9 protein-coding genes are annotated in these 13,434 nt (G+C 31.3%); 3 read left to right on the top strand and 6 right to left on the bottom strand.

What is annotated here, in order from left to right; all coding sequences use genetic code 11:
- Positions 1-10: 10 nt before the first annotated feature.
- Positions 11-874 carry a MurR/RpiR family transcriptional regulator gene (locus FYJ81_RS13290; RefSeq protein ID WP_256217584.1) on the bottom strand — a complete coding sequence of 288 codons (864 nt, stop codon included), beginning with the start codon at positions 872-874 and terminating at the stop codon, positions 11-13.
- Positions 875-1,177: 303 nt separating this feature from the next.
- Between FYJ81_RS13290 and FYJ81_RS10650 the strand changes: the two genes are divergently transcribed.
- Positions 1,178-1,912, top strand: a complete 735-nt coding sequence (locus FYJ81_RS10650; protein WP_107523593.1) for an NAD-dependent protein deacylase — start codon at positions 1,178-1,180, stop codon at positions 1,910-1,912.
- A gap of 101 nt (positions 1,913-2,013) precedes the next feature.
- On the opposite strand, the gene FYJ81_RS10645 is transcribed toward FYJ81_RS10650, so the two are convergent.
- Positions 2,014-2,895: a mechanosensitive ion channel family protein gene (locus FYJ81_RS10645; RefSeq protein ID WP_040030475.1), complete on the bottom strand. Its 882-nt coding sequence runs from the start codon at positions 2,893-2,895 to the stop codon at positions 2,014-2,016.
- A gap of 236 nt (positions 2,896-3,131) precedes the next feature.
- Positions 3,132-4,748, bottom strand: coding sequence for a ribosomal protection-like ABC-F family protein (abc-f, locus tag FYJ81_RS10640; protein WP_107523592.1), 1,617 nt, complete (start codon positions 4,746-4,748; stop codon positions 3,132-3,134).
- A gap of 392 nt (positions 4,749-5,140) precedes the next feature.
- Here abc-f and FYJ81_RS10635 point away from each other — a divergent pair, with 392 nt between their 5' ends.
- The gene (locus tag FYJ81_RS10635) at positions 5,141-6,226 is read left to right on the top strand and encodes an acyltransferase (RefSeq protein WP_107523698.1); all 1,086 of its coding nucleotides are present in this window, start codon (positions 5,141-5,143) and stop codon (positions 6,224-6,226) included.
- 98 nt (positions 6,227-6,324) lie between these two features.
- Here the strand turns inward: FYJ81_RS10635 and FYJ81_RS10630 are convergent, their stop codons facing one another.
- The 3 genes from FYJ81_RS10630 to FYJ81_RS10620 all read right to left on the bottom strand — a co-directional run bounded on the left by FYJ81_RS10630 (position 6,325) and on the right by FYJ81_RS10620 (position 11,147).
- Entirely contained in the window at positions 6,325-8,199 is a 1,875-nt protein-coding gene (locus tag FYJ81_RS10630) for a glycosyltransferase family 2 protein (RefSeq protein WP_107523699.1), read from the bottom strand.
- Positions 8,200-8,215: 16 nt separating this feature from the next.
- On the bottom strand, positions 8,216-9,283 hold the full coding sequence (locus FYJ81_RS10625; protein WP_107523700.1) for an acyltransferase family protein: 1,068 nt from the start codon (positions 9,281-9,283) through the stop codon (positions 8,216-8,218).
- A 385-nt stretch (positions 9,284-9,668) separates the two neighbouring features.
- Complete coding sequence (locus FYJ81_RS10620; protein ID WP_442803823.1) at positions 9,669-11,147, bottom strand: poly-gamma-glutamate hydrolase family protein; 1,479 nt, start codon at positions 11,145-11,147, stop codon at positions 9,669-9,671.
- A 310-nt stretch (positions 11,148-11,457) separates the two neighbouring features.
- Between FYJ81_RS10620 and FYJ81_RS10615 the strand changes: the two genes are divergently transcribed.
- Positions 11,458-13,065 (top strand): trypsin-like peptidase domain-containing protein, encoded by a 1,608-nt coding sequence (locus FYJ81_RS10615; protein ID WP_326752337.1) that lies wholly within the window; start codon positions 11,458-11,460, stop codon positions 13,063-13,065.
- Positions 13,066-13,434 lie beyond the last annotated feature (369 nt).

The raw sequence follows: 13,434 nt of genomic DNA, 5'->3' as shown, positions 1-13,434 counted from the left end.
CAACACCCTTTCAGTATTTTCTTTTTTTAACTTTAACTGCTTGCCGTGTACGTTCTAATAATTTCGTATGTCTTTCATAATCCCTACTAGCTAATGATACAAATAAAATATCTATGACATTAAGCATGGCTATACGTGAACTCATAGCTGCACTTCTCACAGGCTTTTCTGAAGAGCTATAAAATAAGTTAATATTGGCTAAGTCTGCCACATCATTATTGCTATATTTAGTTATGGAAATAATTTGAGCACCCGCTTTATGCGCTAACGCTAATGACTGCAAAATATCTTCTGTTTGGCCAGTGTTAGAAATAGCAATAACAACATCATCCTTTGTTACATTGGCACTCAATGTTGCTTGTTCATCATAGCTCTTACCAATCTCACACCACTTATCGATGCGTGTAAGCTTTTGCTTTAAATCTTCTGCAATAATTGACGAAGCACCAATACCAAACACACAAATTTTTCTAGCCTGATGTATCATTAAAGCCGCTTGTTCTAACGCTACTGGTGATAAAATTTGAGCTGTATTTCTTATAGATTTAGCATTACTTTGAGAAATACTGTTTATCACGCTTTCATTGGAATCATTAATATTGAGTTCTTCATAATCATATTCAATTTCATTGTTGCTATTTAACGCCATAGCAATTTCCATCTTCAAATCTTGAAAGCCCTTACATTTAATTTTTTTAGATAACCTAACAATCGTCGCTTCGCTGACATTTGTTAGGTGTGCTAAATGTTGTATTGAACTGTTGATCGTTTCATGCGGATAATCGATGATATACTGTGCCACTCTATACTCCGATGGATTCAAAGTCGCTAATGATGATTCCAATAATATTAAAATATTGCGAATAGCTATCACCTCTTTTCAAAATATTGTTTCATCTTAGCTACAATTTACAAAATATTATTTCGTGTGTCAAATTATATTTTGTTTGTAAAATAACACTTATTGAAATGTTGCTTACTGTGAGCTGAATATTTAATCATTTATTATCACCTTTCTTCTTTCAATATATCGAAAGTTCTAAGGATTCTTGCAAGTTAGATATACTCACTATCCTGAATTTGCTAAAATCAATACTTCATTTTAAAATTGATTTGAATATAATATTGGAAATTTCAAAATTTCTTTAGGTGTTAAATTTTTTAACGGAGTGATTTCATGAAACGTAACATTGAATTATTAAAAAATATCATTGATACTTCTAATAGCATTACATTTTTCACAGGAGCAGGTATATCTGTTGCAAGTGGTATTCCTGACTTTCGTTCTATTGGTGGTTTATATGAGGAAATTTCAAAAAATGGTTACTCTCCTGAGTATTTATTAAGTGAAGCGTATTTCCAAAATGATCCAGAAGGCTTTATTAATTTTTGTCATGATTATTTACTCTTTGCTGACAAAAAGCCAAATATCGTTCATCAGTGGATTGCTCAACTTGAACAGCATCAACAATCACTGGGTGTCATCACTCAAAACATTGACGGCCTACATTCAGATGCCGGGAGTTCACACACAGATGAACTACATGGTACACTAAACCGATTTTATTGTATTAACTGTGTGCAAAAATATTCTAAACAATACGTTATTCATCATAACCTACGTCATTGTGAAACTTGTGGCAGTGCAATCAGACCAGATATCGTACTTTATGGAGAAATGCTAAATCAAGACACGATATTTGATGCTCTACATAAAATCAAATCAGCTGACACCCTAGTTGTTTTAGGTTCTTCACTGGTCGTTCAGCCTGCCGCCGGTCTTATATCAAACTTTGAGGGTCAAAACTTAGTTATTATTAACAGGGACCCTACACCTTATGATAGTGATGCAAATTTAGTAATACACGATGACATGGTTTCAGTCATTAATGAACTGTATGCAACATTGTAAATTTCCAAATAAATGAGTATGCGCGTATCGTTTAAAAAATAAAAAGCGTATCTACATGCATTATGCATGTAGATACGCTTTCTCTTTTTATAATTTCAATATTATTCAATTACTGGTTCTTCAAATTTAGCCAGCGTTGGTTTTGGCATAGAAATACCTTCTTTATTAAGGTAATGTAAAACTTCTTTACGCAATAATCTCTGACCTGGAAAATGCATACCTGGCTTTACATGTACTAATAATTTAATAATCATTTGATTGCCGTCGATACTGTCTAACCCTAATAAATCAGGTGCTGCAACAAACATATCATATTTATCTTTGAGTGTTGGTAAAAAGTCTAATAATTTTTTCTCTATCATTTCATAATCTTCTGATGGTGAAACGGGTATCATCACTAGTGGTGATACATCTGTTGCAGAGTAGTTTACAATTTCACTTATTGTTCCATTGGGTAAAGTATATATTTCACCTGTATCTGATTGTATGCGTGTTGATCTTAAACCAATTGTTTTAACTGTACCCTCTGCAATCGTCACACCAGACGCATTAATTTGCACATAATCACTCACGTCAAATTGTCCTTCAAATATAATAAAGAAACCGGTTATGATATCTTTGACAATTGTTTGTGCACCGAAGCCGACCGCTAGACCGACCACACCAGCACCGGCTAAAATTGCCGATACGCTTATCCCAAAGCGTGAAAGTATAGATGTGAGTACGATAAACCATACAACATAACTAATTAGATTTTGAACAAGTGTAGATAACGTCTCACTTCGTTTAATTTTATAATGTGTTTTTTTCTTTGCATTTGCTTTGAAAAATTTAGTCACTAATTTCTTCGCAATGGTAATCACAATAATACCTATCAAAATATATGCCACAATAATTAATATATTAACTAAAAGTGATTGATAAAATTCAACCTGTGTTAGTGGTTCAATCAACTTCATAAAAAATTGCTTCAATTGATTCATATTGTATTTCCCCCATTCTTAGCTCGCTATACGATTGCGTTACAATACATCAAATAGTAGTGATTTATTAAGAAATTGCTTTTCCCATTACAAAAGTTATCATACTTTAAATGTTATCTAAACCCTTAAAGGTTTTGAACAACTCACTTTAACTTAAAGTGACACTTTTATTTCAATATGCAGTCTAAAAGCAGGATAGACATCCGCTATCCTGCTTTATTTTGTGTGTATATAAATTATAGAAAACCTTTATTTTTAACATAGTTATAATTTCCATGAAACTTTTCAAAATTTTTATTTTTCAACAAATAAGTGACGCTAAATAGCTTATTAAGAAAGTATCTATCATGTGACACAGTAATGATGGTACCTTCATAATCCAATAAAGCTTCTTCAATTGTTTCTTTTGCATCTATATCTAAATGGTTCGTTGGTTCATCTAAAACTAGTAAATTATAATCACTATTTACTAGTTGCGCCCATCTAAGCCTGATTCTTTCTCCACCACTTAAATCATTAACTTTTTTAAAAACGTCTTTGCCATAAAACATAAAGTTAGCTAACATATGTCTAGCCTGACCTTCTGTTACATCCACCTTTTCTCGAAAAATATTTAATATAGTATCATTTTCAACTTCCTCAAACTCATGCTGAGAAAGATATCCAATTTTTAAATTGTTTGCAGTTTTAATTGAACCTTCATCTACAGAAACTTGTCCTAAAATCATTTTTAAAAGGGTTGATTTACCTGTTCCATTGTCACCAATAATAGCAACATGCTCACCTCTTCTAATCAACATATCCACATTTTCAAATAATAAAGAATCATATGCTTTAGCCACATTTTCCATTTCAATGACTTTGTTTGAAACACGTTTACCTTCTTCAAGCACTATGTTCATTTTTTGTGAATCTATCGTTGGCTTTTCCAAACGCTTGATACGATTTAAGGCTTTTTCCATACTTTTAGCCCGACGGTACATTGCAGCGTTGGGTGGTTTTGCTTGGCTCGCCCATAATTTTAATTGCTTAATGGATTCTTTCATTTTTTTAATTTTCTTTTGTTGTGTTTTATAAGCTTCAAATTCAACTAGTAACCTTTTTTCTCTCTCTTCAACAAAATATGAATAATTGCCATTATAACTATAAAGTTGCTTCTGATCTATTTCTATAATTTGCTGTACTGTTTCATCTAAAAAATAGCGATCATGCGAAACAATTACTGTAGCGCCTTCGTAATTCTCAATATAGTTAGCTAACCATTCGATAGAACTAAAATCAAGGTGATTCGTCGGCTCATCTAAAAGTAATAAATCTGTGGGTTTAATCAATATTTGCGCAATACCTACTTTTGTACGTTCTCCACCAGATAAATCTCCCCATTTTGATTCGAGCAAATGTTCTATATTTAAACCATTAGCTACTCTACGTATTTTAGCATCTATTTCATAACCATCATGCGCTTCATAATATGACTGTAATTCGCCATACCGAGACATTAAATTATCTATATTTTCCGTTTCATGACTCATTTTTTCTTCAATCACTTCAAGTTGGTCTGATATACGATTTAAAGTTTGAAACACAGATTGCAAACATTGATAAATGTTTTGATGTGATTCGTATTCAGGTATTTGGTTTAAATAACCAATCTTTAAATTTTTCTTCCAACTGATTACGCCTGATGATGGTTTTTCTATACCAGATAATAAATTCAATAAGGTAGTCTTACCTTCTCCATTTCTACCTACTAAACCAATAGTATCTCCAGCGTTAAGAGTAATTTTAATATCATCGAATAAAGTTTCTTCAATAAATCTTTTAGAAATGTTAGATGCGTTTAATATATTCATTTTACTTCCTCCATATCGTCTATAAGGAAGCAAAATTCAGGTGTCAGTTCCTTATAGACTGTTGATTAATTTCAAAAAAGACAGACTTCACCAATTTTGAAGTTAATCCTGAAAATTTGTTGCGAACGATTTGTAAAAATCTGCAACTTTGCGCTATAAGAAACATTACGACACCTCCTTTTATATAATCAATAAACATTTTACAATATTTTGTTTATTTTTTAAAGATTCATTTATATCACTTATTAATATGAATGCTCAATCGTAATAGAAATATCATTAATATTAATCATTTAATATTAAATTTTCACTATTTTTACTTCTAGATTAAACAAACAGTATGCTATATAATAAATGGATGTGTGTAATTTCAATCTTTTGGGGGGAGTATTTTGAAGTATATTGAAGAAATACCTATTATTAGGTCTATTGCAACGCTATTTATTGTATGTGTTCATCTATCTGTTTCATACATAAATAACGAAAACAGTCTTAGTATGACAATTATTGCAGGGTATCTTAGCCAGATTGGTCGGCTCGGCACTCCTGTTTTTGCAGTTATTAGTGCCTTTTTATTAACACATTCTGTCTTGAAACGCGGTTTTGATTTAAACTATTTTGTAAAATCACGATTTACTAAAATATTTGTACCATACATAATTTGGACAACTGTCTATTTATACTACTTAGGCGTTGTTGAGGTAAACCTAGATAGTAATAAAAACTTTATAGGATATTATTTATTTGGAACTGGAAATTACCATTTATATTTTATATTAACCGTTCTTCAGTTTTATATTTTATTTCCAGTCTTACAAAAAATTAAAAAAGGCTTACCATTACTGCTAACATACGTTTTCTCTACAATACTCACTATATTCTGGCAATTGAACTACGAACAATTTTCAATTGATATACCGGTCATAGGTACTTTTGTTATGAGTAGAGCGTTTATTTTCAATTGGATTTCTTATTTTATTTTAGGGATTGTATTCGCAAGATATTACGAGGAGATAAACATGGGTATTAGAAAATATAAAACCTTATTATTACCTTCTATTGTAGTCGTTTTTATTTCATTTTTAATATTTATTGATTTAGATCATTTCGTAACATCATCCCATCCAATGTTTTTACTATATACACCGTTTTTCTTAGCATTTTTAATTTATTTTTACCTTCTTATCAGAAAAAGTAAATCAATCATGAAAATACTAACTTTAATCGGTAATTACTCTATGGGAATTTATTTAGTACATCCTTTAGTAAAATGGATTGTAATGAAAATAGCAATTTTTGATAATAGGGATAGCTTTTTATTATACGGTATTTTATTTATTATTATAGTTACTATATCTGTAATAATCATTAATTTGCTTATTAAAATTCCGAATGGAAACTATATCGTTCCAGTGCCTAAAAAGTCCAAAATCGTAAGTAATCAAACTAAATATTTTATTCGTGAGGCAACGCATTAACTTAACTAATTCCAATAATTTTTTATAACAAAGAGGCTACTATAAACCAATACTTTCGGTTATTTAGTAGCCTCTTAAATATATTCATTACTTCAATATTACGATATTACTTCAATAAAATCTTTGTTTGCTGTTAAGTAATTTCCTTCTTGTGTGACTAATCGTGGTGTTGATTTATTAGTATAGACAATATTAGCTATGTTAATCGTATCTCCAACTTTAAGTGTTTCTAGTGGTTCATTTTTAAATGTTCTAGAGTTATACAACTTACAAACTTTTTTAATTTTAACCTCACTAGGAACCTCTGTAATATATTTGTGATGGTCATCCATGTTAATCTGTGTTACAAAATCTTTATTAGCAGTGATCACACTACCGTCTTCAAGAATTAATCTAGGTGTACCATTCGATGTGAACTGAACGTCTGTCGGCACCACTTTCGTACCTGGATTTAAGCTCACGAGCTGTTCTTTAAATTCAATGTCACGATATACATTTGTTTTTTTAAGCGTCATCAATGGTTCTGAAGCCGTTAAGAAATATTTCCCTTTGTATTTTTCTCTCAATTTATTGACGAACTCTAACTTAAAGCTTTGTCGTTTCATTTTATAAATTTCATTATTACTTGGGTAAGAAGCGTAAACCAAGGCGATATCATTCATTTCACCAAATTCGACACCGAGGTTAACATCTATCTCTTTCGCTTGCTTAAATTGTTGCTGATGAATATAAATGTTTTTATCTTTATACACATAATCGACATGATACGCGTTCGCTGAGTTATTAATTTCAACTAATTTCACACCATTGATTTGTATATTTTCCGGTTTCAATACTTTAATCACTTCATATAATTCACCATTTAGCATTTGCGTCCCTTCATAAACTGGATAACAACGCACAGGTGTGGGTTCTAAAACATCATAATTACCATCAATTTCCATGTAAATCGCATCTTTATTTATATAATAATGCCAATAACCATAAACAAGTGCTTCTGTAAGGTTTAAAAAGGGTTCTTTATCTTCTTGATGGTATAAAGTATACATAGCTATGAATTTTTTATTGTTAATAAATTCCTTCATATGATAACCAGATTCATTTAGTATATGTTCTACTTCGTCAAAAATAGCATAGAACGTTTGCTTATCATCAGATTTTAAAAACGTTTTTGTATGCAACAACCTTCTAAAAAAGTCTACTTCCACCATTCTAGATAACATCATCTTTTTCAGAGATTCAGATATATCCATATTACAAATGCGCTTGGTTATATTCACATTCAAATAAGCTTTATCTACCACTGAAGTCTCTTTCACAAGTGATTGATTCTCATCGTATCTATTCACATGATAAGCAGGTATCGTAGACATTGTAATATTTTGAATCTTAGAAATAAGATCAATGAAAAATAATTTGTCCTCACCAAATTTCATATGTTCAAATTGAATCTGATTATTAATTACAATATCGCGTTTGAATACTTTGCCCGGTGGCCCTACTGCTCGAAAAATTTTTTCAATATCTTGTGGCATCAGATTTGATGCATCTTTATATGCTGTGAATCTAGCATGATATGTAATGCTTTTATTTGTATGTTTGAAAGTTTGTCCTAAGCCTAACTCTGCATCATCTGCATTTACTTTCTCCATAAATCTAGGAAATCCTTCTGTATCTAACCAGTCATCAGCATCCAATAAGGCGATATATTTGCCCTTCGCCTCTTTAATACCTATATTTCTTGGTTCTGAAGGACTACCTGTATTCGTTGGTAACTGAATTAATTTTATAAAATCATACTGACTAGCATAACTTTCAATCATTGCTACCGAATGATCTGTAGAACAATCATCGACAAAAATTGCCTCTAATTTTGAGTGTTCCATACTTAAATTGATTAAAGATTCAATGCATTTTTTTAAGAATGGTTCCTTATTATAGACCGATATAATAACCGAGACTAATTTATTCATTCAATTCTCCCCTTTTTTAATCCACTAGATTGTTTTTATAACTTTGATAAAACTTGTCATACTTAACATTCCCGATGCCACCCACTATATATTTACCTAGTTTGAACTGGTTAAACACATAAGCAATACACATTGAGAACGTAATTGTCAGCGTAAATGTGAATAGTATATTGAATATAGGATGATCGTGCAATGTCCCTAACCTATGAACAATAAAGTAATGAATTAAGTATATTGAAAAAGAATAATTGCTAATTAAGATGAAAAATTTCGGTACATATTTAACATAAGATGATATTAAAAAGAAGATTAAAATCATCATAGTTACATAAATCGGTGTGTCAATACGCTTAGAATCCACTAGTGTTAGCCAGCCCGATAAATAATTGATTAACGTTATAACTATCACAATTGTAGTTCCTAACACAATGTATTTCGTATATTTTTGTATATTAGACATCAGTGCTTCGTAATAATAACCCATATAAAAACCTAGCAAGAAATAACTAAGCCAACCTATGAAAATCATCCAACCTTCTCGTTGCCATAACCAATTTAAATACCAAACTTCAGGTGCATCGACAAACGTTCTCATAGCCCAAAATAAAGTCGTAACGATTAACGAATATGCGATTAATTTTAATGGGTTAAGTTTTACTAAGTGTTTCGCGAATAACATATGTAAAGCATAAAATTGGAAGATAATAATAATGAAATACGTCAGCGTGCCACCATGAAACATCATAAATTGAACAGAATCTAAGTATTCCGTTAAATTACTAGGATGCCCGTAGACATACGCTAAACCTAAGTTAATGATGATATATGGAATTCCTAATGTCAGCAACTTCTGTTTCACAAAACCTTCTTTAACCTGTGTCTTATAATGTTTGGCTAATAAAAACTCAGAAATAAAAACAAACATTGGTGTTGCGTATAATAATAGTAATTGAAAAGTTCTTAATAAATAGCCATCATTAGGCATTTCAAATTTATAAAATGTTGTAGTAATTGTATGAATCATCACAATACTTAGACAAGCAATTGCTCTCATCCAAAAAATAATTGATGTATATACTTTCATAATTGCGCTCCTCTTTAGATTATCTATGTATATGTAAATTTTCGCAAACTTAAATGCGTTATTTAACGTGAAATAACGTGAATTATATTACAATGTTTTTTTGAATTCAAACATTTCTTTGTTTTTGAAATCTATAATAACGCTACATTCTATATCCTTATACAATTTTATAAATATATATTTGATTACAATTAGTGTTTTTCTGCAGAATATCAAAAGATTTAGACTTCCCTTAGACTACTCATCAATGAATCTTACTAAATATATAAAAAACCCCAATACGTATACATACGCATTGAGGTCCTTACCTTATTAAAAGAAATATACTTATTAAAATTAAAAACTTGAAACGTGCTACTTTATCAATTTATTCACTTTCGTATACTTAATTTTCTGAATAGACTTGCTTGATTGCATCATTGAGTGCTTCGGCAAAGTCATACATTGTGTTAGTCCAATTTTCTATTTTTTTACGTGACGCTGTGCTAGCGTCTCCATCTTTGAAAAATGCTTTTCTTAAAGCAGTCGTTAACTCTAATTGAACACCTGTGCTTTCCTCTACTTTATTGATAAAATTGGCATTACTCAGTCCACCAAGGTATTCTGGCGGTATCTTCACTACAAACCCTTTATGTTCAAGTTGACTTTGAATAGCATCTCTAAGGGGTGATTGATAACCACCTAAGTATACGAGCTGTTCTTCTCCTTGAGCACCATGAATTGAAATTGTAGCCGTTCGGTCTTGAATCATGTCATGCAAAGTTGCATCATCATAATTTGTAGATGTGACATGCAATTGTGTATTATTAGATGGACGTATCGCTTCAAATGAAAAATAATCAAAATCACCATTGTTCGCCACTAATTTTGTTAATTCTGAAGTACCTTGTTCAATATTTCCGCCATGTGGTGCCACGATCAACACTGATTTCCCAACATCTCGCGTATCTTTCTTCCAGTCTATACCTTCTTTCGTATCATTATATAATTCTGTCATAGATTTATAGTAATCCTGTTTACGCGTTGCATTTTGTGTATTTGTCCCTGTTTCTGTAGTTGGTTTTACTGCTTCTTGGGACTGCAATGTCATATCTTGAGCGTTGGTATTTTCGAATTTCGGAGTTGCTATGTTTTGGAATTCTTCATTTGTTTTGACTGGTGCTTTGATTATTGTACTCGGTTGCACTGGTGCAGATGTTGTAGGCACTGTCGATGATGTGTTTGGTTTTGTAGACGGCGACATCGATGTACTTGGAGTCTTAATTGGTGTCTGGGTCATCGTTGATTTACTCGATGTCTTTACTGGAGTTGTTTGTGTCTTTGTCGATGTTTTTGTTGATATTGCCGAGGTCTTTATTGTTGAGCTTGGTTTCTTCACCATTGTTGAGGTAGGTGCTTTTGTTGTTGTGTTGGATTTCTTTATCGTTGTTGGTGTCGATACCTTTGTCACTGTGCTTGGCTTCTTCATTGTTGGCGTCGCTGGTTTGGACGCAACAGGCGCTTTAATCGTCGTTGTTGAAATAGCTTTGCTGACTGGTTTTTTTACAGGTACTGACTTCTTCGTCACTGGTGCTTTTTGAGCTGTGAGTTTTACTATTGCTTGTGGTTTTTTAGTCGTTACATTTGTAGTAGCTTTAGTCGTCGATGTTTTTACCATTACAGGTTTTACTGTTTTCACCGTTGTAGATGGTTTAGTTGTCGCAGGCACAGGTTTTGTTGTTTTCGTTACCTTTTGTGATTTTACTGTTGAAGTACTTGCATGTGCATTTTCACTCACTAAAGCAATCGTGCTAATCCCAATAGCAGTCGTTACAATCCCTAACACTAACTTCTTACTAGAAAAAGTACGTATATTCGTTTTCATTTTCATTCTTTTCCCCTTAATGTTTTCTATAATTTCAATAATACACAATATTTTTTCAAATACAATAATTAAATTAATGTTTAATCGAAGCTTAAGAACTTATAAATTTAGTAAAATCATATAGCAATAAAGTAAAAAGTTACTTAATTACAAGTATATATCAAAACATTTTACCGAGCCAACGACTATTTTAATATATTGTTCTCATTAGCAAAAATGTATTGCCATACACAAAAGAAAAAGTATATAATATTGAAGAAATAATCACACTTTTACTTTTTACACAATAGAAAACAGGGGGACAGATTAAGTGCATAAACCATATTGGGCAATAAAATATATTTCTGCTATCATTACTACAGCTCTGATAGTTTGCTTGGGGATAATATTTCATGTTGATAAAGTGGAAGCTGCTGAAAAAATTACTGATATAGATTATACAGTTAACCATAAAGTAACTAAAAAATCTCCAATAGCAACAAATGAGACAAAAAAAATCAATACAATTAATGAAGTAAAAAATACTATAATAGTAAATAACAAAAATTTAAAAGCACAACAAAATGAAGTTCAAATTCCTAAACAAGGCACTAAATTACAATACAATAATAAAGATATAAGTGTAAAAAAATCAGTTAAAAATGGTGTTTCACAAGGTACTCCGAATGTAATTTCAGGTAAAAATGTGCAACCATTATCAAAAACTATCAAAGTACAATCACCTTCACCAATTAAGCAAAAAAGAAAACTAGCAAAACAACAAATCATTCAAAATAAAAACAAGACACAAGCTATTATGCCCACTGACAAAAATCAAAAAGTAAATACAGCTATTAAACAAAAACAAAGTGGATTATCAAAAGCAAAAGTTCGAGTAGCTCAACATACTTCTTCTAAGCGTACATCAAAATCTATAAAACCACAGCTACTATCAAGCTCAACTAAGGTAGCAAAGAAAAAAACGAATAAGACTAAAGTAAATAAAAATAAGAAATCACAAACCTTATCTGCAACAGCAAAAAAACAGCAAGTGAAGCCATCAATTAAGCAAACAAAAGCATCTAAAAGTGTAAAAGTTATTCCAAAAACAACTAAGAAAACTATAAAAAACAGCAACTACTATAATCAAGCGCCTAAAGCATGGTCATCAAAGATACCAGGCAGTAATAATGTGCGAGATTTTGGTCAAACTACTAAAGCATCCGGCATCAATGATGCATTAAAAATCATGAAAAAATCTGGCAATAAAGGGGTTACTTTAGAACATACGACTGCGAAAACAGCCAATATTGCAACCGTATTTAATTGGAATCCTATTAAAAAAACACTGACTTATGGCACTGGAACTGCAATTGGTAAACATACCATATTAACAGCTAATCACGTCATCAATAATCCAGAAGCACATAAACCAATGTCACCATCTTCAATTCAAAACCTAAGAGTGAACTTGCTACAAGAAGGTTCAAGTTACACACGCTCACTCAAAGTAGTTGCTGTGAAGATGATGCAATTTGGTGATGTCGCATTATTATATACAAAAGAAGATATTTCGAAGTATATGAAAATACGTAAAATTGCTCCTGAAAAATCGATTACCAATATCAAAGCTAATACACCTATTCACATGTATCATTATGGATTACCAACTGGAAAATTCAAGAATGATCCTATGGGTACGATGTATCATTCTAAGGGTAAATATTCCCTCATGGCTCGTAACATCAATCCAATGGGCTACTATCAAATGATGGCTGAACCAGGTTCTTCAGGAGGCGCCATTTTAAATAGTAAAAATGAAATTTTAGGTATCCATGCTTTTAGAATTGATTCAGGTGATTATAAAAAATACCATCTAAATACGATGGCAGAATTAAGAAGTAAATTACGCAAAGAAGTTATTCAAAACATTATCTAAGCTATTTAATAAGCATCTTCACTTATTATTGAGGGTGCTTTTTTTAATCCTTTTCAAATTTTAAACAGACTTATCTATTTGATAAGTTGCAGTTCATTTAGACAAAAGTTGCTTTTTATATACTTTCAGCCCACATCATTTTTCCAATTCACAGATGAAAGTAAATGATTTTTATTATAAATAGGAAAGCGGAGAACAAAAAGCTAAATATATTTTTGAAAGCCTGGCTGATGACGTTTTTGATTATATCCATACAACTGAATATAAAGCTTAAGAAGCTACTTTCAAGGATGATTCACGCTCTTAGCTGCACTCGCCAATCATACTTCACCTCAAAAATTATACGCAAATAAGAAATTAATTGAATTC

The sequence above is a fragment of the Staphylococcus sp. McC-251-APC-3A2 genome, assembly GCF_009695665.1.
Classification (GTDB): Bacteria; Bacillota; Bacilli; order Staphylococcales; family Staphylococcaceae; genus Staphylococcus; species Staphylococcus cohnii.
The sequence above is the reverse complement of the archived record's forward strand: the minus strand, read 5'-3'. Positions and strand labels throughout refer to the sequence as shown.